At 54.1% G+C, this 22,471-nt stretch carries 19 protein-coding genes; 4 read left to right on the top strand and 15 right to left on the bottom strand.

Annotation, left to right across the window (positions count from 1 at the left end):
* Positions 1–43: 43 nt before the first annotated feature.
* Genes DPO_RS14445 through DPO_RS14420 form a run of 6 tightly spaced genes read right to left on the bottom strand, consistent with a single transcriptional unit; the run spans position 44 to position 7,464 of the window.
* Positions 44–949 (bottom strand): cation diffusion facilitator family transporter, encoded by a 906-nt coding sequence (locus DPO_RS14445; RefSeq protein ID WP_006966793.1) that lies wholly within the window; start codon positions 947–949, stop codon positions 44–46.
* Between the two features lie 11 nt (positions 950–960).
* Positions 961–2,112 (bottom strand): A/G-specific adenine glycosylase, encoded by a 1,152-nt coding sequence (mutY, locus tag DPO_RS14440; protein WP_006966792.1) that lies wholly within the window; start codon positions 2,110–2,112, stop codon positions 961–963.
* The gene (locus tag DPO_RS14435) at positions 2,112–4,067 is read right to left on the bottom strand and encodes a transglutaminase TgpA family protein (RefSeq protein ID WP_006966791.1); all 1,956 of its coding nucleotides are present in this window, start codon (positions 4,065–4,067) and stop codon (positions 2,112–2,114) included. The genes mutY and DPO_RS14435 overlap by 1 nt, the downstream gene beginning before the upstream one ends.
* Entirely contained in the window at positions 4,064–4,963 is a 900-nt protein-coding gene (locus tag DPO_RS24025; RefSeq protein WP_006966790.1) for a DUF58 domain-containing protein, read from the bottom strand. The genes DPO_RS14435 and DPO_RS24025 overlap by 4 nt, the downstream gene beginning before the upstream one ends.
* Before the next feature lie 24 nt (positions 4,964–4,987).
* Positions 4,988–5,929: an AAA family ATPase gene (locus tag DPO_RS14425; protein ID WP_006966789.1), complete on the bottom strand. Its 942-nt coding sequence runs from the start codon at positions 5,927–5,929 to the stop codon at positions 4,988–4,990.
* The gene (locus DPO_RS14420; RefSeq protein ID WP_006966788.1) at positions 5,926–7,464 is read right to left on the bottom strand and encodes a leucyl aminopeptidase; all 1,539 of its coding nucleotides are present in this window, start codon (positions 7,462–7,464) and stop codon (positions 5,926–5,928) included. Before DPO_RS14420 ends, DPO_RS14425 begins: the two co-directional genes overlap by 4 nt.
* A gap of 192 nt (positions 7,465–7,656) precedes the next feature.
* Here DPO_RS14420 and DPO_RS14415 point away from each other — a divergent pair, with 192 nt between their 5' ends.
* On the top strand, positions 7,657–8,208 hold the full coding sequence (locus DPO_RS14415; RefSeq protein ID WP_006966787.1) for a CBS domain-containing protein: 552 nt from the start codon (positions 7,657–7,659) through the stop codon (positions 8,206–8,208).
* Between the two features lie 65 nt (positions 8,209–8,273).
* Here DPO_RS14415 and DPO_RS14410 read toward each other — a convergent pair whose 3' ends face one another.
* The 6 genes from DPO_RS14410 to DPO_RS14385 form a co-directional block, all read right to left on the bottom strand.
* Positions 8,274–9,143 (bottom strand): homocysteine S-methyltransferase family protein, encoded by an 870-nt coding sequence (locus DPO_RS14410; RefSeq protein ID WP_006966786.1) that lies wholly within the window; start codon positions 9,141–9,143, stop codon positions 8,274–8,276.
* A 118-nt stretch (positions 9,144–9,261) separates the two neighbouring features.
* A complete protein-coding gene (locus DPO_RS14405) occupies positions 9,262–10,008 on the bottom strand; it encodes an endonuclease/exonuclease/phosphatase family protein (RefSeq protein ID WP_006966785.1) in 747 nt (248 codons plus the stop codon).
* A gap of 19 nt (positions 10,009–10,027) precedes the next feature.
* Positions 10,028–11,416: a phospholipase D-like domain-containing protein gene (locus tag DPO_RS14400; protein ID WP_006966784.1), complete on the bottom strand. Its 1,389-nt coding sequence runs from the start codon at positions 11,414–11,416 to the stop codon at positions 10,028–10,030.
* Positions 11,417–11,443: 27 nt separating this feature from the next.
* A complete protein-coding gene (locus DPO_RS14395) occupies positions 11,444–13,261 on the bottom strand; it encodes an ASKHA domain-containing protein (protein ID WP_006966783.1) in 1,818 nt (605 codons plus the stop codon).
* Positions 13,262–13,369: 108 nt separating this feature from the next.
* The gene (locus DPO_RS14390; protein WP_006966782.1) at positions 13,370–14,116 is read right to left on the bottom strand and encodes a 3'-5' exonuclease; all 747 of its coding nucleotides are present in this window, start codon (positions 14,114–14,116) and stop codon (positions 13,370–13,372) included.
* The gene (locus DPO_RS14385; protein ID WP_006966781.1) at positions 14,113–16,020 is read right to left on the bottom strand and encodes a putative nucleotidyltransferase substrate binding domain-containing protein; all 1,908 of its coding nucleotides are present in this window, start codon (positions 16,018–16,020) and stop codon (positions 14,113–14,115) included. Before DPO_RS14385 ends, DPO_RS14390 begins: the two co-directional genes overlap by 4 nt.
* 129 nt (positions 16,021–16,149) lie before the next feature.
* Here DPO_RS14385 and DPO_RS26580 point away from each other — a divergent pair, with 129 nt between their 5' ends.
* Positions 16,150–16,629, top strand: coding sequence for a methylated-DNA--[protein]-cysteine S-methyltransferase (locus DPO_RS26580; RefSeq protein WP_006966780.1), 480 nt, complete (start codon positions 16,150–16,152; stop codon positions 16,627–16,629).
* Positions 16,626–17,912 (top strand): MFS transporter, encoded by a 1,287-nt coding sequence (locus tag DPO_RS14375; protein WP_006966779.1) that lies wholly within the window; start codon positions 16,626–16,628, stop codon positions 17,910–17,912. The genes DPO_RS26580 and DPO_RS14375 overlap by 4 nt, the downstream gene beginning before the upstream one ends.
* Here the strand turns inward: DPO_RS14375 and DPO_RS14370 are convergent.
* Positions 17,907–19,241, bottom strand: a complete 1,335-nt coding sequence (locus DPO_RS14370) for an FAD-dependent oxidoreductase (protein ID WP_006966778.1) — start codon at positions 19,239–19,241, stop codon at positions 17,907–17,909. The two genes, DPO_RS14375 and DPO_RS14370, sit on opposite strands and share 6 nt — an antisense overlap.
* Positions 19,242–19,471: 230 nt before the next feature.
* On the opposite strand from DPO_RS14370, the gene DPO_RS14365 reads away from it, so the two are divergent.
* On the top strand, positions 19,472–20,467 hold the full coding sequence (locus tag DPO_RS14365; RefSeq protein WP_006966777.1) for an NAD(P)H-dependent oxidoreductase: 996 nt from the start codon (positions 19,472–19,474) through the stop codon (positions 20,465–20,467).
* On the opposite strand, the gene DPO_RS14360 is transcribed toward DPO_RS14365, so the two are convergent.
* Together DPO_RS14360 and DPO_RS14355 are read right to left on the bottom strand one after the other, a co-directional pair.
* Positions 20,435–21,076 carry a flagellar brake protein gene (locus DPO_RS14360; RefSeq protein WP_160166921.1) on the bottom strand — a complete coding sequence of 214 codons (642 nt, stop codon included), beginning with the start codon at positions 21,074–21,076 and terminating at the stop codon, positions 20,435–20,437. The two genes, DPO_RS14365 and DPO_RS14360, sit on opposite strands and share 33 nt — an antisense overlap.
* A gap of 2 nt (positions 21,077–21,078) precedes the next feature.
* The gene (locus DPO_RS14355; protein ID WP_006966775.1) at positions 21,079–22,428 is read right to left on the bottom strand and encodes a TIGR03013 family XrtA/PEP-CTERM system glycosyltransferase; all 1,350 of its coding nucleotides are present in this window, start codon (positions 22,426–22,428) and stop codon (positions 21,079–21,081) included.
* Positions 22,429–22,471 lie beyond the last annotated feature (43 nt).

Raw genomic sequence — 22,471 nt, 5'->3', positions numbered from 1 at the left:
GTGATGAATCAATTCAATCCTTTTTATAAATTATAGACAGATATTACCCCGGTTTTATTCCCGGATTTTCATCTGCCGGTTCCAGGTGGACCATCACATCAATGACTTTGGGGTACCGGGCCATCAGGGTTTGCCTAGCGGTTTCGGAAATCTCATGGCCCTGGCGCACACTCATCTGTCCCTCCACCTCCAGATGAAGGTCCATATAAAAAGATCCGCCGATTTTTCGGGACCGGATCCGATGTGTGCCCTGAACATGGGGAATCCTCTGGATCAGGGCCTGAATCTCAATCCGGTCTTTCGGGGACATGCCCTTGTCTGTAAGCTCGGCCAGGCTGTCGCCTAAAATATCGATTCCCACCTTGATGATAAAGACAGATACCAGGATGGCTGCCACCGGGTCCAGAAACGCCAGTTTCGGTGAGATGAGTCCGGCAGTCACGGCCACCAGCACGGGAATGGAGGACAGGGCATCCGTGCGGTGGTGCCAGGCATTGGCTTTTAACGAGGAGGACCGGTTTGTCACACCGGCGGTAAATGTGATGCGGTACAGAATTTCCTTGACCACCAGAGACAGCAGCGGTGCGGCAAGAACAATGGGGCTCAGCCGGGGGGTGACGGGATGCATCAGAGAAACAATGGCGTTATATCCGATGCCGGCAGCCACCCCTAAAAGGATCAGGCTGATGACAATGGTGACAAAAGATTCGATTTTCTGGTGGCCGAAGGGATGACAGTCATCCGGCGGCGCCGTCCAGTACCGGACCCCGAACAGGATCACCAGATCGGATGCCGTGTCCGAAAAACTGTGTAGCGCGTCCGCCACCACGGCCTGGCTGCTGCCGGCCACGCCGATGATCAGTTTGATCACGGCCAGAGCCACATTGGCAACCAGCCCGATCCAGGTGATTTTTTCAATATTTTTTCTGGTATTGGTTTCAGCACGCATGTTAAAAAATCCTATAGTGCCGGGTTTTGGTCAAGCAATTCAATAAATTTAAGGTTGGCCCCGGGAAAAGCAAACCCATCGATTTCCTGCAAACAGATCCACTGAAAATCCACGGGGCCGTTCAAGGCCACATCCCCGGATATATAATCACAGTAAAACACATCCATTTCAATCTTAAAATGGGTATATGCATGCTTGATTCGGGTCAGAAAAGAAGACACCCGGACCGTGAGCCCGGTTTCCTCTTTGATCTCCCGGATACAGGCATCTTTCGCGGTTTCATTTTTTTCCACCTTGCCGCCGGGAAACTCCCACAACCCGCCTAAAAGCCCGTCCGGGTTTCTCTGGGTGATCAGCAGTTTATTGTTTTTTATGACAATGCCGGTACTGATATGAAAACAGGGCGTTTTTTTGCGTGCCAGCCGCACCGGAAATTCTTTGATCCGGGATTCGGTCTGAGCACAGCACAGATCTTTCAATGGGCAGGCCGTGCAGTCCGGGGATGCCGGGGTGCAGATCAACGCCCCCAGTTCCATGACCGCCTGGTTGAAACCGCCGGGATCTGTCCGGTCCAAAAGCGCTTCAGCCAAGGGTTTGAACGTTCCATGGGCCGAGGAATGGTTCACTGGCACATCCAGGCAGAACAACCGGGACAGAACCCGTTTGACATTGCCGTCCACCACGGCATGGGCCTTTCCAAAGGCGATGCTCAATACTGCGGATGCAATATAATCCCCCACCCCGGGCAGGGCTTTGAAATCGGAAAACCGGTCCGGAATGCGGCCGTCTGAAAAAGAAATCAGTTGCCGGGCCGCCTTGTGCAGGTTTCTGGCCCGGGCATAATATCCCAGTCCTTCCCAGAGTTTGAGCACCCGGCCCGGATCGGCTTCCGCCAGATCTTTGAGGGTGGGGAACGCTGCCAGAAATTTGAGGAAATAAGGCACCACTGTTTTGACCTGGGTCTGCTGGAGCATGACTTCAGATACCCAGATGCGGTATGGGTCGGTGATGTCCCGCCAGGGAAGTTGCCGGTGATGGGCCTGATACCAGCGCATCAGATTTTGTTGAATCAGCTCCTGTTCTGCCCGGGGGATTGAAAAGGATGTCTGATGGTGAACCCTTTTTTTTCTGGGCACGGATGTTTTTTTGCGGGTCGGTGTCATCAATGGCTGTTCCATTTGTGGGAAGGTGTTTTGGCCCGGCCGGACGGCTTGAAGTGCCGGACATGGGTGATCAGTTGTTTTGTCAGGGCGTTGGAATGGGTTTTGCCAAACCGGATCTGAACATACAGGTCTGTGATGGTCCGGGCGTTGTCTGCCAGATCCGGCCGCAGGGTATTGACGTGATTCAGAAAATCCACAGGCCCGAGATTCGGTGGCCGAACCAGGCCGATACGCGCCAGGCGTTTGCAGAAAAGGGTATATGCCTCTGCCACGGGGTCTTTTTTTTCCGGGCCAAGCCGGTGCAGAAAAAATCGGAGAAAAAGGGCCAGAACCAGCAGGGTCAGGCTTACAAGCAAAAGGATCGTTCGCCATTGTCCCCGGGCCGTGTCCACCCCCAGCTGGGCCATCAATTCTTTCTGGGCCGCAAAGGAATATCCCGTGAACCAGGCTTCCCATTTCAGATTTGCCGCTTCCAGCATAAAGGCCAGTCGTTTGTGGACCGGGATGGCGCCGGTACCTGAAGAATTGAGAAAAGAGCCGTCCGGATTCTGTTCCAGGCGTTCGGGTGCCACCACCAGGGTGGGATCCACCCGGACCCATCCCTTATCCGGCATAAACACTTCCACCCAGGCGTGGGCTGAGGACTGGCGGACCGTGATATAATCGCCATAAGGATTGAGCTCTCCGCCCAGATATCCCCCCACCACCCGGGCCGGTACATTCAATACATTCATCATGAACGCCAGGGCACCGGCATAATGTTCACAATACCCCTGCCGGGTTTTGATCACAAAATCATCCACAGGATGGGCCTTGGCCAAAGGCGGAGTCAGTGTATAGGTGAAATGGTTTTCTTTGAAAAAAGCCAGCATCCGGTCCAGTTTTTCCCGGGGATCTGAAAGGCCTTTTGCCAGAGACCGGGCCAAAGACCGGGTATCCGGATTGTTGTCAGTCCCTAAAGCCACGGGTGACGGAACGGGTTCCTTTTTTTTCAGGGCCGTATCCATCATGGAAATTGCCTGATACACACGCCGGCGGGTCACGGGCCGTCCGGCAAAAAGGGTGTGATCCGTGGTCAAACGGGCCCCGGGGGGTGCATCCACGGGCCGGTCCAGGGCAAGCAGCCACCGGCTTTTATGGGGCTCTAAAACAATGGTGTATGTGACCGAACCGGTCAGATCGCGCTGCCTGGAATGGACAAAAGCCGGGCGGTCTGCTGGATGCCACTGGACCCCGTTGAACCGGTTAAACACAATGCCCCGCCAGTACAGACCCCGGGTCTGGGGCAAGGTCCCGTCAAAATCCGCCCGAAAGGCCACGGACGGATCCCGGGCCATGCGGGAGATGCTGCCCGGGCTCAGAATTTCTGCAAACCCGGACTGGCCCGAACCTGGGGTTTCCACGGAAAACAGGCCCTGCTGAAGCCGGGGAAACAAAAGAAACAGCAGAATCATCAGCGGAACGGCCTGGGCCATGATCCGGGCCGTCAGCGTGATGCCGGGCCGGAACCGGCCCCGGGGGTGGTTGATGCGCACCAGTGCCAGGGTGGTGACAAAGACGCTCACAAACATGTACAGCACGGTCCACAGGGACTCGGATCGAAACAGGCTGGTGATGATGATAAAATAGGTGAGCAGCACCGTGATCATCCGGTGGCGGTGGGTGGCCATTTCAAAGGGTTTGATGCCCGCCATCACCGCCATGAGCCCCACAAAGGCATCGGCCCCGATCTGTACCCGGAAGGTGGCCAGAAGTCCGATGATGCCGGCAAAAGCCAGTACATGGCGAAGCACAGGGCCGGGAACAGGCCATCTTGTTTTAAGCTGCACCAGCATGTACAGCCACATGAAAACACACCAGGCAATGATCCACCCGGGCAGGCCTGAGACATGGGGGGCCATGGCCACTGCCAGGGCACTGATAACGGGAACCACATGGCCGTCCGGGTGTTTCAAGACAAAGAATCCTTTTTTCCATACAGGGCCAGGGCCCTGAGGCACTGATGTTTGTGTCCCGGCCCCTGGGCCGGAGGGATCACCCGGTCCGGCAGTTTCAGCCCATAGGGGGTTTTGTTGCGGTCCGCTGAAACCACCATGCGGCACAGCCGGGACAGTTTGAATTCCGTATCTGTGGAAGCAATGGCATCAAAATCCAGCATCATGAATCCGCCGGCCCCGGCCGTAAAATCCTTGACAAAGACCCCCTGACCTTTGGAAACCGCTTTCCAGGCGATACGCCCCACATCATGGCCGGGCTGATACAAAGACAGGCCCTGGAAATCATCCGGCCCTGAAAACCGGGAACCAGCGGTTCCATCAAGATCACCGCCTCCCTTGACCGGTGTGACAGGCCCGTCTGCGGGAGAGGGATACACCAGGCAGCTCATGGGCAGGGACATCCGGGTGGTGAGACAAAAAAAACCAAAGGGAAACACCGAGGACACCGTCAGGGAACCGGGGGTGAAAACGCCTCGTGCGGTTGTTTTTAAAGGCAGGTGTACGGTTTTGGTTTCATGTTTCAACAGGCTTGTTTCCAGAATGTCTGCCTGTTCCGGCAGAGCCAGGGTCACCCCTGCCCGTTCCATGCCGTTTGCCTGCACCTGAAAAGTGAACCGGGCGGTGCGGCCGGCAAATACCGGGGATGCGGAAACAAAAAAAAGGCTCAGTCCGATCAGGTTTTTCAGAGAGTAGAACAAAGAGATCAACGCCATGCCGCCTAAAAGGAAAACCAGGATAAATCCGGCATTGTTGTTGTAGTTGATTGAACCGGCCATCATGGCTCCCAGGATAATCAAAAACAGCAGTCCGTGCCGGGTGGGGCGGATGGACAGGTGTTTTTTGTGTATCATCATGGCAAAGTCAGTTCCGGGCCTGCATCACACGGGGACCGGCACGGTGCTGAACAGATCCATGAGCGGGTCCCGGGAAAATTCAATCAGGTCCCGGCTGGATCTCAAGCGGTGCCCGGCCACCCAGGGCAGGATCTGCTGAAGGTCTTCGGGCAGGGTATGGTCCCGGCCATGAAGATATGCCCAGGACCGGGCCGCCCGGGACAGGGACAGCCCGGCCCGGGGGGACAGCCCCACCTGAAATTTTCCGGATGTGCGGGTGAACGCCAGGATATCCTGGAGATAGGTCAAAAACGTGTCTGACACATGGACCTGTTCCACGGCCTTTTGGATCTTGAGCACTTCGGTTTTGTCCATAAAGGGGGTAACGGCCGCCAGGGCCGGTTCCGCACCCGTGCCGGTCAGAATCTGTTTTTCTGCGGCCCGGTCCGGGTACCCTAAGTGGATGCGCATGAGAAACCGGTCCATCTGGGATTCGGGCAAGGCAAAGGTGCCGGCCTGTTCCATGGGGTTCTGGGTGGCGATGACAAAAAAAGGGGCTTCCAGGGACCGGGTTTCTCCTTCAATGGTTACCTGCTCCTCTTCCATGGCTTCCAGCAGGGCGCTCTGGCTTTTGGGCGTGGCCCGGTTGATCTCATCGGCTAAAAATACCTGGGTGAAAATGGGACCGGGATGAAAGGTGAACGTGGCCGTATGCGAGTCAAACACCGACATGCCCAGAATATCCCCGGGCAACAGGTCTGAAGTAAACTGCATGCGCTGAAATTTCAGTCCCATACACCGGGCCAGCACTTTTGCCAGCGTGGTTTTGCCGATGCCGGGCAGATCTTCGATGAGCAGATGTCCTTTGGCAAAAAGACAGGCCAGGGCCAGGCGGATCTGAGGTTCTTTGCCCAGCACCACGGAACCCACCTGGCGGACGATTTTTTCAAATTCCGGAATCATCATGGGGTCTGTGCGCTGTTTCATCCGGCGGGGTTCCATTTTTTCCAGGACCGGATCAGCTGGATAAAGGTCCGGACTCCCGTGCCGGAAGGGCCTTTGGGAATATAGGATTTTTCAGTGAAATCCCAGGCCGTGCCGGCAATGTCCAAATGGGCCCAGGGGGTGTCTCCCACAAATTTGGACAGGTAGGCGGCTGCTGTGATGGTGCCCCCGGCCTTGCCTCCCGTGTTTTTGATATCCGCGACCTTGGATTCGATCTGCTTGATATAATCTTTGTTCAGCGGCAGGCGCCACACCGGCTCTCCGGCTTCCTGTCCGGCCGCTTCCAGGCGCCGGGACAGATCGTCGCTGTTGGACACCATGCCCGTATAGTGATGGCCTAAACCGATGATCACGGCCCCGGTGAGGGTGGCGATATCCACCACGCAGTCAGGTTGAAACGTCTTGATGCCGTGGGCCAGGGCATCGGCCAGGATGAGCCGGCCTTCCGCGTCCGTGTTCACCACTTCGGAGGTCACCTGGTTCACATGGGTGATGATGTCCCCGGGCTTTAAGGCGGATCCGCTCGGCATGTTGTCCGTGGCCGGTATCATGGCCACCACCCGGAGGCGGGGTTTTTCTCTGGCCACGGCAGCCATGGCCGCCAGGACGGCGGCCCCGCCACACATGTCATATTTCATCTCCTCCATGCCTGCAGCCGGTTTGATGCTGATGCCACCGGTATCAAAGGTCAGTCCCTTTCCCACCAGCAGCAGGGTATCGGCTTTTTTGCCCGGGTCATACTCCAGGATCACCAGGCAGGGCGGGGTGGTCGATCCCTGGTTCACCCCTAAAATCCCGCCCATGCCCAGTTTTTTCATCTCTTTTATTCCCAGACAGGTACAGGTCAGGCCGTGGGTGTCGGCCAGGGATCCGGCATAATCGGCAAACGCTTCAGACGTCCATCCGTTGCCCGGTTCATTGGCCATGTCTCGGGCCTTGCAGGCGGCATCCGCCGTGTTCATGGCTTTTTTTGCGCCTTTCCGGGCGGATGGCGCGCCTTTGTCACAGGAAAACCAGATGGAAGAAATGCCCGGATAATCGGTTTTTTTCCGGGTGGTCTGTTTGTATTTTGAAAACCGGTAATCTCCCAGCAGGATTCCTTCGGCCAGGGCTTCAACGATTTTTTCCACAGAAATTCCTGAAATCTGAGGCAGGCAGACAGCCAGGGTCCCGGTCTTTGTCTTTTCACAGGTTTTGGCGATATTGCCGCCCTGCTTGCGAAGGGTTTCAAAAAACTCAGGGGCAAGTTTCTGCGAATCCGCCTTTCCCAGTCCCAGGATCAGGATCCGTCTGGCACCGGCGGAATCGGTCCGGGTGCCGGCCAAAGGATAGTACAGCAGTGTTTCATCGGCTTTGCCGGTAAAATCCCCCAGTGCATGGGCGTTTTTCACCAGGGCTTTGACAGCCGTGTCACATAAAGGCGGCATTTCTTTGCGCTGGGTGGCAAAATAGACCACCAGATCGGAGTCAAGGGTGTCAACCGGTTTTTCAGTGATGGACAGTCGGGTATCTTTCATGAAGGTCTCCATTGCTTGGCATCAGGTAACAAAATTTAATTGTCTCATGATTTTTACCATAGATCCACAAATATGTCAGCGGTTCCACCGGATGTTTTTGTGCGGGAAAATCTCAAAATTCATTGACTTTCAGATGTGTTTCCTATTCTATATTTTTAAATGATCAAGACAAATCAATACCAGGAGGGTGATATGGAAAAAATGAAAGTAAAAGATTTGATGGTGCCGGTAGATCAATTTCCAAAAATTGCGGATACCGCGTCTTTGTACGATGCACTTTTTGCTCTGGAAAAGGCCCAGGAAGCATTTTTATCCGGGAAAAGCACCCAGCGGATCATGCTGGTGGAAAATGAAAAAAAACAGATTGTCGGAAAAATATCCCCCATCGATCTGTTCAAGGGGCTGGAAAAAAAATACAACCAGGTGAATGTGGAAAAAACCCTGGAAAAATTCGGGCTCAAGTATATCTGGAGCGGCATGCGTAAAGAATATGACCTGTGGGAGAGCCCCTTCAAGGACCTGTGCCGCAAAGCCGGGGATATCCATGTCAAGGATTTTGTGAAGATCCCCAACGAGGGTCAGACCGTGGATGCAAAAGACACACTTTCCAAATGTTTTCATCTGTTTGTGGTGAATCGGCATGACACCCTTTTTGTCATGGAAAAAAACGAATTCATCGGCATGCTGCGATTTTCCGATGTTTACAAGGAAGTTGCCCAGACCATGAAAGAATGCACGGTTTGAGGTGATTTATCAGCAAGACAGCCGGTGCCGGATATCCGGCTGCCTTGCTTTCTATGGCAAGCGGTTCAAAGCAAAGCGCGGATTTTCCGGATGGTTTCCGGTGTTGTGCCGCAGCATCCGCCGATGATTTCCACCCCCAGATCCCGGATTTTTTTCATGTTGGCGGCAAACAGGTCATCGGTTTCAGGATAAACCGTGTGGTTGTCCGCTGTGATTTCCGGCATTCCGGCATTGGGTTGAATGATCACCGGGATATCCACGGATTGACGAATCTGATCCGCCAGCCGCACCATGGCATCGCTGCCCAGAGAACAGTTGGCCCCCACCGCAGAAACACCGTGATCCGCCAGAACCTTCATGCTGTGTTCCGGTGCATTTCCAAAAATGGTGTAAAACCCTTTCGGGGTTTCCTTGAAAGTCAAAGAACAGAAAACGGGTTTGCCTGAAACGGACTGGATGGCCTGAACCGCACAAAGGCCGGCATTGAGATCGAAAACCGTTTCCACAAGAAACAGGTCAACCCCCTCATCTTCCAGGATCTCTGCCTGGCGGACAAAACAGTTTTTTGCTGTTTCAAATGAAACCGGGCCGGCAGGGGCGAGCATGTCACCCATCGCACCGAAATCCGCAGCCACATAATGATCTGAATGGCCCGCGGTTTTAGCCAGCCGGACCCCTTCACGGTTGAGCATTTCAAAATCTTTAGACATGCCTGTTTTTTCAAGCTTGAGCAGCGATGCCCCATAGGTGTTGGCACTGACCACATCCGCCCCGGCAGCAATATAATCCGTATGAATCTGCCGGATGATGTCCGGGTGTTGGATATTCCAGGCTTCTGCCGCCTCGTTTCCGGCCAGGCCCTTGGAAATGAGGATCGATCCCATGGCACCGTCAAACAGCAGGCCGTGGTTTTTAATTTTTTCCATAATGTTCATTGTCACTCTCCTGAAGGGGCCGTCACCTCTTGTTGAAAATAAAGCAGATACTTTGATGGTCCGGATATCTGCGGTAAAGAAATATCAGACAAATTTTAACAACACAATCAAAATGTGCTCATTGGGGAAGGATACAGGAAAATCTTGCCAGCAGCGGGTTATGGTCTGAAAACAGGCGGTTTTCCATGGCATCCATGTGGTTCAGGGTCAATTGGCGGAAATAGATGCGGTCCAGTTCAAACCCGAACACCTGTTTCACCAGATGGGGCCGTTTTGGCCGGGCCTGTTCCAGGCCCAGTTTCCGGGTCAGACCCGTGATAAACTCAAGCCTGGATCGGTTCCAGCAGTTGAAGTCTCCGGCCAGAATCATGGGGCCGGAATGGTGCTGCAACGTTTTGAGCAACCGGGAAAATTCCCATTCATACCAGGCCCGGGAGGTGAAATTGACGGCATGCACATTGACCACCAGCAGCAGATCCCCGGTGCCCAGCCAGTACCGGGTCATGAGGATGTTTTTCCGGGTGGCGAGCAGGGTCTCTCTGGCCAGGGACATGACATCGGTTTTGGTGTGAATATCGGCTGTGGCAGCGGTCAGAACCCCGAAATGGCGTTCCCGTATTCGGATATTGGCGGCGGCTGCATAGGACAGCCCGCCCACGGAAAACAGCGTGTCCGGAAACACGGCTTCCTGGAACAGAAGAATATCCATGTCAAACTGCCGGACCCAGTTTTTAATCATGGTGTCAAATTCCGGTTTCAGGTTTTCCTTGTGAACATTCCAGCACAGGATACCGAAATCACAAGCAATGATCTTGTTTTCCAGAATCAGCGGGGACCGCAATAAGGGGATTTCCGGTTTAAACATTTTATTGGATCCCGGCCTGTCACAGCAGTGGCGCAAACACGCTCATGAGGTTTTCACTGATCCGGCGCCACCGGCCGGCCGGCTGCATACGGGGGGTGCAATCTGCAATCAACTGGGTCATCCAGGCGGCACATGGATCGATAATGGATCTGGAATAGGCAAAGCTGACCACTTCATAATTGAGAAACAGACTGCGCTGGTCAAAATTGGCAGATCCCATCACCACGCCCCGGTCATCGAACAGCATGGCTTTGGCATGAATCATGCCGTGGGGATACAAAAGCACTTTCACGCCTTTGCCGGCCAGGTCCCGCATGAAACTGGACCGGCTCAGGTCAGCGATCAGGTGATTGGAACTGGCCGGGGTGATGAGCCTTACATCCACGCCTCTGTGGCAGGCAATGACCAACGCCTGCATCAGGCTTTTATCCGGAACAAAATAGGGCGTTACGATCCAGATACGTTCCCGGGCGGAAAAAACGGCAAACAGCAGGGCTTCGTATAAGGCATCGCTTGGAATATCCGGTCCTGAAGGCACCACCTGAAGGGTGGCATCTCCCGTGGCCTCCGGCAGGAAATCCGGAATGGCCAGTTCTTCTCGGGCTGTATGATTCCAGTCTTCCGTGAAAATTTCCCGGTAATGAAACACGGCCGGTCCTTCAAGGTAAAACAGAATGTCCGTCCACCGCTGATCATACGGGGAAGGTCCCATATATTCCCTGGAAATGTTCATGCCGCCGGAAAGCACCGTGCAATCGTCAAAAATAAAGATTTTCCGATGGTTTCTCAGATTGATATAGTTCTGGAACGGCCGGGTCATCAGCGGCATGTAAAACGCCACCTGTCCCCCGGCTTTTCTTAAGCTTTTCAGCGGTTTCTGGCGAAAATACAGGGGCAGGGAGCCGATGCAGTCGATGAGTAGTTTCACCTGCACCCCCTGGGACGCTTTCCGGGTCAGAGCGGACAGCACGTTTTTTCCCACGGGATCCGGACGTAAGACATATGTGGAGATAAGAATGGTGTGCCGGGCGGAAGCGATTTGTTCCATGAGCATGTTATAGGCTTTGACACCGTCGGTATAAAAGAAAAACCGGTTCCCAAAGGTGGCACCGGCAATTCCGTTGTTTCGCAGCACCATGTCGATCGGCGTGGCTTTTGAGTCCGGGATTTCACCTTTTTTGGCCAGCTTGAGGGCCGTTTTTTCCCGTCGCTTGAGTTTCCGGCTCCTGAGAATAAAATAAAGCGGCACCGCCAGATAAGGCAGCAGAATAATGGCCAGAAGCCAGGCAATCATGCTGGGGGGCTCTCTGCGCTGGTAAACCATGTGTCCCAGGGAACCCAGAACCAGCATCCCGGACACAATGGCGGAGGTCTGCACCAGGATAAAATAAAAAACGTTTTCACTCATAATATATCTGAACCACTGTCCTTGTAATCAATCCAGGGACGGAAACCGGGTGGCGGCAGAAAACCGTTCAACAAACCCGGGTTCTGACGCCAGATCGATAAACGTGACCTGCCGGGCCATGGATCTAATTTCCGTTTCATAGGTTTTGTTCAGCAGGGCCATGACCGCACCCGTGCCGGCCAGGTTTTCTGCGGCAATCATTTCATTTTCACAGATAATCGGCGGCAGCATGCCGATGTCTCTGGCATTTTCCCAGTCGAATTTGGCACCGAACGCACCGGTGAGAATGGTTCTGTCCACCCGGGTGACTTCGGCTTTTTCCAGCATCAGCTGGATCCCCACGGACAGCGCTGCCTTGGCCAGCTGAACCTGGCGCACGTCTTTGAGAACAAACCGGACATCCGTGCCCGGCAGGGTGAATGCCCGGCCGGTCCCCTTGTCATCAATGGTGACGCCGGGTTTGTCCGGATCAAATTTTCCGTCTTCCCGGATAGTCCCGGTTTTACGCATGGCCGCCAGAATATCGATCACGCCCGTGCCGCAGATGCCGATGGCCGGGGCCTGATTAATGGTTTCATGGATGATGGCACCGTTGTCTACCCAGACGCGGCTGACGGCCCCGGTGGCGGCTCTCATGCCGCTGGATATCTGGGCCCCTTCCAGGGCCGGGCCCGTGGCACAGCTGGTGGCCCATATTTGGTTGCCGGTACAGAGCATGAGTTCGCCATTGGTGCCGATGTCGATGATCAAAGAGGTTTCTTTTCGGGTATGGGACAAATCGCCCAGGCAGGCCGCCAGAATATCTCCCCCCAGAAATCCGGAGATCACCGGGAAAATGAACACGGGTACGTTATCTGATGCATGAAGTCCCAGATCTTTGCAGGTCGGTACAAGGGCATCTTGAAAAACCGGCAGATAAGGCGTGGTGCCTAAGGTATGGGGATTGAGTCCGGCAAACAGATGCTGCATGGTGGTGTTTCCCACCACGGTGATCCGGTCGATGGTGTCCCGGCTTTGTCCGGTCTCTTCCAGGCAGACGTCCATCAGATGGTTCATGGCGCCGGCTGCCAGACGCTGCTGGGCCGTCAACGCGTCAGGATTGTCATTGACCGCAGATATCCGGGAAATGACATCTTCCCCATATCTGCGCTGGGGATTGACCATGGCTTTGGCCGAAAGAATCGTGCCGGCCGCCAGGTCGCACATGTATGCGGCAATGGTGGTGGTGCCGATATCAAAAGCGATCCCGATCCCTGTGGGGAGCAGGCCCGGTTGGATGGCGGTTACATGGTTGTTTTCCTGAACCACCACGGTGAGGTCATGGGTGTACACATAAGGATCGGCCAGTTGGGTCAGTGGTAAGAGGTTTTTAAAATCAATTGTTTCTGAATATCGGGCTTCCACGGCCCGGCGGATTTTTTCTTCCCGGCTGAGAACGGTCATGTCATCAATCGCTTTGATCTGGTCTGCTGTCAAAGGAAACCGCCGCACCGACGGATCGATGCTGAACTTTCCCTGGATGCCGGTTTTTCCGAACACTTCATCTCCCAGAACCAGATTTTCCGGAACTGTTACCCTTAGCGGTCCTTTGAGGACGCGGGCCTGGCAGGCCAGGCGGTGATCCGGCCCTCTTTTTTTCAACAGTTTCTGCTCCTGTTCGGTCCGGGGAGACAGATAATCCGGATGATCGACGATCACCCGGCATTTGCCGCAGGTGCCTTTTTCGCCGCAATCGGATCTGAGCAGTATGCCCTTGGAAAGAGCGGCTTGAAACAGTGTGGTGCCGGCCGGTATTGAGACCCGCCGGCCGAACGGATCAAAAATGAGGGTGCAGGATAAAGTCATGAAGGGTTCAGCCTAGGTTTATTGGTATTGAAAAATAAGGACCTGTTTTAAACAGTTTGTTCAAACTATGAGAATATCCTAAAATCGGGGCTTATATTTGTCAAGGCATTATGTTTTCACGGATGATGGGTACAGCAAAACCGATATCGGTGTGTCCACAGTGAACGGGTCATTTGTCTGGGCTAAAAACAGTTCCGCTGCAGCCAGGGCATCGGTCAGGGCATGATGGGGGCGGTAGGGAGGCAGGTTGTACCGCTCCCTGGCATGGGCCAGGCGCAGGGAAGGACTGTTTTTTTCTCCCATCCAGCGCTGGAACAGATTGGGCCGGAAAACCGGGTGTTTTCTGGATTCAATCTCCATGGTATCCACGATGGGAAATTCAAGATCATCGCCCGTCAGATCTGCAATCGCCTTGCGTAAAAACCCTTGTTCAATCCGGCTGTAATGGGCCACAATGACCCGGCCGGCCATGGCCTTGAGCAGCCGGGGTAAAATGGTGTTAAACCGGGGACAGGCATCCATGCGGGAATGGGTGATGCCGTGAATGACGGTCTGAATGTCCGGGCGGTGCTGATCCGGCCGGACCACCCAGTGCCGGGCGCCGCTGCAAAGAATCCGGTCATGATACAACGGGATGAATCCGACACTGATGATGGCATCGGTTTGCGGATCCAGGCCCGTGGTTTCCAGGTCTAAAGCCAGAAAAGACACTTGTTTCAGCGGTGTGTCACCCGGCACACTGCCTGCCTGATAAAAGGCTTTGACCGCCGGATCTTTTGCTTGTTTTTCCAGAATACGAAACCGGGACGGCCAGTCAACTGGAAACGGTTTTTCAGTGGATTTGGGCCGGATCATTTCGGCCCGGTCCGCACACGGGTCTGCATGGCAGGGGACACATTGTACCGGTATCTGAGAAACGACTGGGCCTGGGACACGATCTGAAACGCGTCTTTGAGGTGGTTGCGTTCAAAGGATGACAGACTTTCCGGGATGACATTGTTGTCCACGGCAGCCCCGGATTCGGCCTGGCGTGCCTGATGGCGGATACGGACCATGCAGATCAGTTCCAGGGCATCCAGCAGGTCATCACCCACCCCTTCGGCCAGAAGAGAGGTCTCCTTGACCCGGAGCAGCCGTTCCCGGGTGTTGATGGGCACGGCCCCGCAGGCCAGGGCATGAACCCGGGCCAGATCACTGATGGGGGCAGATCCTCTGCGTTTGAGATTAAAGGTTTTATGGTGTTTGCCGTCATGTTCCAGAACAAATTTTCGGAAAAAACCCAAAGGCGGTTTTCTGAGCAGGGCGTTCCGGGCCAGGCAGGCCAGAAACCGAGGACTGTCCGGTGCTTTTTCCAGAAGCAGCTGCTTGAGTTGACCGGCCAGGCCGGTTTCGCCGAAAATGCCTTCCAGATCAAAAAAAATAGAAGCATGGAGCAGGGCTTCCGGTTCCGGTTGATCGATCCAGTCGGAAAAGTAAGTTTTCCAGACCGATAAGGGCTGCCGCCACCGGGAATGGGTGGCCATGATATCTCCCGTGCAATAAGGGTACCCGCATTGGTTCAGACCGTCACTTAAAAAGTGTGCCAGGGCCTTGAAATAGGGATCATGCACGTTGGGATCAAAGGTGTCATCCATAACAAATGCATTGTCCTGATCCGTGACCAGGGTCATTTCGTCTCTGGCCATGGAGCCTAAGGCCAGAAGGCAATATGGCACCGGCGGCGGTCCCAGTTTTTTTTCCCCCAGCTGGAGCAGGCGCTGGGAAATGCTGATTCCCATCCGGGAAACGATGGCGCTGATGGTGTGAGAACTGGCATCCTCGTTCACCAGCTGAATAAACAGCTGACGGATTTTCGGGGCCATGTCTGCCAGCCCGTCCACATCTTTCTGCCGGAAAATATCTCCCACCAGATAAACGGATCCATGGGATTCATATCTGACCAGATCCGCCACTGTGACCACGCCTATGGGCCGGTTTCCATCCAGTACGGGCAGATGATGAAGATTGTGACGCATCATGGTGAGCATGGCTTCAAATGCATAGGCTCCGGCCGGAAGCGTGATGACATCCGTGGACATGACTTGCCGCACCGGGGTGGATAAGGGCAGGCCCGGGACAATGGCCCGTTTGCGCAGATCCCGGTCCGTGATCAGTCCCGTGACCGGAGACGGGTCCTGTTCCGGGTTTTCCGGCACCAGAACCAGGGAAGACACCCGGTTCTGTGTCATGATCACGGCAGCCTGCTGAATGGAAATATCCGGCGAGGCCGTGATGATTTTCCGGGGAATGAGTTTGTGAATTTTAGAAATCATCAATGGATTGCCGCTTGCCTGTCCGGCCCGGCCCAGGGCATTTTTCAGACGGACACTGTGCTCTTCCTCCATAAAGTCGGCAAACCGGTCATAGGTGTCAGCCAGTTCCTGGAACGGGGCATCCGGGATTTTGTACAACAAAGAGTCTTCGATGGCCCGGGCCGGATACCGGACCTTTTTTTTTCTCAAAAGAGAAAACTGGCCGAAGCATTCTCCTTCTCCCATCTGAATGTATAGTTCGCCTGAGCTTCGCAGAATTTCCACGGCCCCGCTGCGGATAAAAAACAGATAATGATTGTCCTGTCCTTTTTCCAGGATCATGGTGCCGGCCTGATAGTAAGACACCTCTATATGCGGCACCAGGTCATCCACCACATGCCGGGGCAGGTTTCGGAACGGGGGGTGGGAAAACAGGTGATCCCGGATTTCAACCAGTTCAATTTCCATGGATTGATTATACGGATAACACGAATGTTATTCAAATCTAAAAATTAAAAAAAAATACCCGTTTCTTTCCAAAGCATTCTCTGGTAAAGGTCAGGAATGAATTTCAAGTGATCACACAAAGGAGCGGATATGTTTTTTTGTTATTATGATTCCCCGGTGGGACGACTGCTGGTGGGCGGTGAACAAAAACTGGAATTCATTCATTTTCCCAAAGGAAAATCAGCGATTTTACCGGCGCCGGACTGGATCAATGAGACACAGCCGTTTTCTGATGTGTTGTTTCAGCTGGACCGGTATTTCAGCAAAACCCTTATCCGGTTTTCCCTGGATTATTCCCTTGGCGGCACGCCGTTTCAGCGCCGGGTGTGGCAAACCCTGGCCAAAGTCCCATATGGAACCACCGTCTCCTATGGGGAGCTGGCCCGGCAGATCGGAAACCCCAAAGCAGCCCGGGCCGTGGGCATGGCCAATGCGAAAAATCCGATTCCCATCATTATTCCCTGCCACCGGGTGATCGGAAAAGACGGCAGTCTGACCGGGTTCGGCGGCGGATTGGACGTGAAGCAGCAACTGCTGGCACTGGAGGGCAGGGATCTGTCTGTTGTATGATCGCATCACCGGCAGATAAACGCACGGTTTTGGGCTGGGTGGTATTTGATTTTGCCAATTCCGCCTACACCACATTGGTGGTGACGTTTGTCTACAGCACCTATTTTGTATCCACCATTGCACCGGATTCGGTGACAGGCACGGCCCTCTGGTCCAGGGGCGTGACCCTGACCGCCCTTTGTGTGGCATTTTTTTCCCCCATCCTGGGAGCTCTGGCAGACCAGGGCGGGTTGCGCAAACAGCTTTTGTTCGCATCCACTGCGGTCACTGTGGGCGGCACAGCTGCACTATACTGGATTCTGCCCGGTCAGATCTATCCGGCCCTTTTCTGGTTTGTGATCTCTAATATTGCGTTTGAGTTTGCCAATGTGTTTTACAATGCCTATCTGCCGGATATCGCCACATCGAAAAATATCGGCCGAATATCCGGTGTGGGCTGGGGCGTGGGATATATGGGAGGCCTGGCCGCCATGGTGGTGGCCCTTTCAGGGTTCATCAGCCCGGCCGTGCCCTGGTTTGGCGTTTCCATTGAAACCGGGGCCCATATCCGGGCCACCTGTCTGCTGGTGGCTGCGTGGTTTGCCGTGTTTTCCATTCCGTTGTTTGCGTGGGTGCCCAAAACACGACCTCCGGTCCGGTCGGGCCGGGTCCGCATCATTCATACGGCCATGTCGGATGTGAAGAACACCCTCAAAGACATCCGCCAGTACCGGCAGATTGTCCGTCTTCTGGTGGCCCGGATGATTTATAATGACGGGCTGGTCACCCTGTTCGCCTTTGGCGGTATCTATGCGGCCGGTACATTCGGGTTCAGCTTTCATCAAATCATGATTTTCGGTATTGTGCTCAATGTGGGGGCCGGGATCGGGGCCCTGGTCATGGGCATTTTCGATGACCGGCTGGGAGGGAAAACCACCATTCAGGTCAGCAACGGGGTGCTGGCCGTGGCCGCACTCATGGCGGCAATATCCCCGGATAAAACCTGGTTCTGGGTTTCAGGCATTCTGGTGGGCTTTTTTGCCGGTCCCAACCAGAGCGCCAGCCGGTCACTTCTGGGCCGGTTGGTGCCCAAAGGCAAGGAAAATCAGTTTTTCGGTTTTTTTGCCTTTTCCGGAAAACTCACCGCCTTTATGGGGCCGCTGTTTCTGGGGATACTGACCCAGATGTTTGACTCCCAGCGGGCCGGGGTTGCCGTGGTGATCCTGTTTTTTATCACCGGCGGGCTGCTGCTGGCCCGGGTAAATGAGGCAGAGGGCATTGCCGCAGCCCGGCATGGGTTATAATTTTTTTCCCAGCTGGATCGCTGCGGTCAGCATCGGGTCCCAGGTGGGGCTGAACGGCGGGGCATAGGCCAGATCGGTCTGGATGAAATCCGCCACCGACATGGTGGCGTGCAGGGCCACAGCCACGGCATTGATCCGATGGGCCACCCCGTCGGTTCCTGTGATCTGAGCCCCTAAAAGCCGTCCGGACCGGCGGTCGCCCACCATGTTCACATGAATTTTGGCTGCACCCGGCTGCCATCTGGCCCGGGACAGGCTGGTGATCTGGTTTTCCACAGGATCGAACCCGGCGTTTTTGGCTTCAAAAAAGGTCAGACCGGTTCGGGCCACAGCCAGGTCAAATACTTTGAATACAGCCGTGCCGGCCACACCCTGAAGGGCGTTGCTGTCTTTAAACAGGTTGTCCGCCACCGCCCACCCGGCCCGGTTGGCCCGCAGGGCCAAAGGAATCCAGACCGGTTTGCCCGTGACCACATGGATGGCATCCCCGCAGTCGCCGGCGGCAAAAATATCCGGATTCGAGGTGCGCAAATACGGGTCCACCTGGATGGCATTTGATACCCCTAAGGTCAGACCCGCATTCTTTGCCAGGCCGCTGCACGGCGCCACGCCTGTGGCACCAATGGCCAGATCCGCATCCAGATTCATGGTGTCACAGACAATGGTGCTCCCTGTGCCCGCCGGTTCAATGCGCTGGATGTGTGTTCCCATATGAAGGGTGATCTGTTTTTCAATCAGATGTGTTTGAATGATCTGAGCTATTTTTTCGGGCAGCCAGGGCAAAAGGCGGGGGCCGGGTTTGACCATGGTCACATGGATGCCCAGTTCGGTAAGGGCTTCGCACATTTCCAGGGCAATGTACCCCATCCCCAGAATAACGGCGTTTTTGACCTTGTTTTTCCGGATCACATCCTTGATGCGCCGGCCGTGTTCCAGCTGTTTCAACGGCATGAGCCGGTCTTTGCCGGGCAGATCCGGCAGTGTGGGAACCGCACCCGTGGCGATGAGCAGCTTGTCGTAGGCAAAGACCACCGGGTCTCCTTGCAGGGTCCGGCCGGTCACCTGTTTTTTGTCCGGATGAATGGCCGTGATTTCATGGCCCGTGAGCAGATGGATGTGGTGTTTTTCAATGAATTCTTCTGCCGTCCGGACCACCAGGTCATCCATGGGGGTGTCGGGATCGGCAATGTTATAGGGCATACTGCACGCGCTGTAAGACACGTCATGCCCTTGTTCCAGCACAGTGATCTCAAGGTCCGGGTACAGCCGCCTGGCCCGGCTGGCTGCACTCATGCCGGCGGCATCTCCGCCGATAACGACAAATCTCATGGCACCTCCATGGTCAAAGATTTAAGGATATGGGTCAAATCGGTCGGATTCAGCATAGATGGGTTGTCCTGGTTTTTCAAGAAGTAACCTTAAAAAGCCCTGCACAATGGATTTTGGTTGTTTTGATGCATAATTAGGAAAATCAGTGACAGATCTTCAAGGATTTGCTTGACATCCGGTATGAAAAACCGTCATTTTGAATGAAATGACCCTATATGAAGGAGATGGCCATGTTTGTCCTGGGATTGCAGGGGAGCCCCCGAAAAAAAGGAAACTCCGTCTATCTGTTGAATCGATTTCTGGCAGAATGTGAAAACAAAGGAGCCCGAACCCGGGTGATCCATATGGACGGGCTCGATATCCAGCCGTGCAGGGAACTGGTGGTGTGCGAAAAAAAAGGGTTCTGCCCCATCAAAGATGACATGGAACCCCGGATTTATGGCCTGATTCGAAAAGCGGATGTGGTGGTGCTGGCATCACCGGTATTTTTTTATAATGTGTCGGCCCAGGCAAAGATTCTCATTGACCGGTGCCAGATGTTCTGGGGCCGCAGATACAAAATGCGGCTGGCAGACCCGGATGCCGGATCCCGCCAGGGGGTCCTGCTGGCCGTGGGTGCTTCCGGCGGGAAAAAGTTATTTGACGGCGTGAACCTGACAGCCCATTATTTTTTTGATGCGATATCTGCCCGGTTTGCGGAATCGTTGACATACAAAAAAGTGGAAGCAGCCGGGGCCGTGGCCTCTGTTCCCGGCGTGGACCAGGATATCCGGCAGGCCGTGGACCGGGTCATGGATGCCGTGCTGAACAACCCTTCCCTGGTGTTTGTCTCTGAAAAAGATGCCTGCCGCAGCCAGATGGCGGCGGCGTATGCCAAAATGGCTGCTCAAGGAAGCATCCGCATCTTGTCGGCCGGCATTGATCCGGCCGGAGAAATCCATGGTGCCACGCAGGATTTTCTGGCGGATCAGGGGGTGGATATCAAGTATCGGCAGCCCCGTGCGCTGGATGATTTGATGGCTGAAGAATTCAAAAAACGGTCACCGTCTCAGGTGATCTGCATGACATCGGATACAGCGGCAGTGCCGGTTCCTGGCGTGGAAACACAGTTCTGGGATATCGATCCGGCCCAGAAAGATACGTCGGTTGCGTTGCTGGCAGAAGAGATCCATGACCGGGTGGATGCCCTGATATCAGATCTTCAAAGCCGGTACCAGAGCGGATAACACGTTTTTCGAGAATCCATCCAGATTGTGAAACATCAACCCGATGGAGGTCTGGGTCCCTTTTTTCCGGATGGAACGAATGTCAGCTTTGATGGTCAGCGTTTCAGACTGGCCGTAAGGCAGACTCAGGTTTAGGTATTCAAACGTACAGGGATCTGGAAAAGGGTCGCTGTCCACCATGCAGAGGCATCCGTTTGGGTTTATGTTGACAATGATGCCTTTCAGACAAAAGGTATCCAGGGTCATTTTGACAGGTAAAAAGCATTTCACCCGTTTTTCCGAGCGGATATTACAGGATTCCACCACGTCCGGGTAATCCAAAAACAAGAGATAATCCGGGTCTTCAATAATTCGGATGACTTGCGTTTTGAACTCGAACACATCATCAGATAATACATATTTGGCCGAAAGCATTTCCCCGGACGACAGCCGGGTTTGCATCCAGTTGTTTTCCGTCAACTGGACAATGAGATAACTGCCGACCTGCATACCGATGAGCTGGCTGGTGGCAGATCGTTCTGCTGGTTTTGCTTCCAGAAGCAACGGGGTTCCCAGCTCGATGAACAGGCGCTGGCTTCGGTTGATATGTCTGGGTCGTTTGTTCATCATGGTCATCTGCCACCCCTTCTGAATAATAAAATTTTTATGGTTTCAAAAAGAATATAAAGTTCAAGGAACAAAGACAGGTTGTTGATATAATACAGATCATACCGAAGTTTTTCCACGGCATCACCAATGGAAGCCCCATAGGGATACATGACCTGAGCCCAGCCGGTGATACCGGGTTTGATCGCATGGCGCTGGGGGTAATACGGGGCCACAAGACTGATTTGTGCCACGAATTCCGGTTGTTCCGGCCGGGGACCGATAAAACTCATATCTCCTTTGAGCACATTGATCAGCTGGGGCAGTTCGTCAATGCGAGCCCGGCGGATCAGTTTTCCGATCCGGGTGATCCGGGGATCATTTTCACTGGCCCAGGCCGCACTGGATAGATCGTCCGGCTGCACATGCATGGATCGGAACTTGTAAATGGTGAACAGTTTGCCGTTGAGGCCCACCCGTTTCTGAAAATAAAAAATCGGACCGGGAGAGTCCAGTTTGATGGCCAGCGCGATCAAGGGAAAAATCGGCAAGGAGAGGATCAGGAGAATGGACGCAAACACCAGGTCCAGCATTTTTTTCAACAACCGGATAAAAGGTGTGATGAGAAACCCCCGGCTTTGAACCAGCCAGCCGGGATTGATATGTTCCACCGGGATTTTACCGGTGACCCGTTCATAAAAGGACGGATAATCCACAATTTTGATTCCCATCAGTTTGCAGGACACCAGCTTGTCTGTCTCCAGATTGCCCCGTCTTTCTGTCAGGGCGATAACAATCATGTTGGTGCGGGTTTGCCGGGCCAGGGTGACAATATCGTCAAATGATCCCACAATTTTTGAAACATCCACAGAAACAGGGTCCGTGGTTGTTTGGATGAATCCGGTCAAGACATATTTCCCAGAAGACTTCAGAATCAGCGCTTCAACGGTTTCTGCCGTGGTCCCTGTACCGATGACCAGAATTTTTTCAGCGAAAAAATGGGCATCATTGGATTTGTGAAGCAGGCTCTGCCAGATGTTTTGCAATAGAAAAAACATCAGCATGGTTCCGGACAGATGCCAGAGGCTGGTGTCCGGATTCCGGGGAAGCAAAGCCAAAAGCAGAAAAGACAGAAACACAGCGACAAACGACCGGATCAACCGGTCCCGGAATATCCACTTGTCCGGTTGATACACCTCGCACAGGAAAGAAAAAAAAAGAACCACAGGGATGAACAAACCCGCCCATAAAGGTATGGTGGATAAATTCAGGGTATAATTGACAGCCGTCAACAGAATAATCAGGGCGACCAGAATATCTCCCGCCATCAAGACAATCCGGTTGTAAATAAGGCTTCCCCTGTCAAGTAGTCCCAATTGAAGATATCCTTGTTTGAGTGAAATTTGTGCTTGACTATAT

Origin of the sequence: Desulfotignum phosphitoxidans DSM 13687 (genome assembly GCF_000350545.1) — a bacterium.
Taxonomy (GTDB): Bacteria; Desulfobacterota; Desulfobacteria; order Desulfobacterales; family Desulfobacteraceae; genus Desulfotignum; species Desulfotignum phosphitoxidans.
The sequence above is the reverse complement of the archived record's forward strand: the minus strand, read 5'-3'. Positions and strand labels throughout refer to the sequence as shown.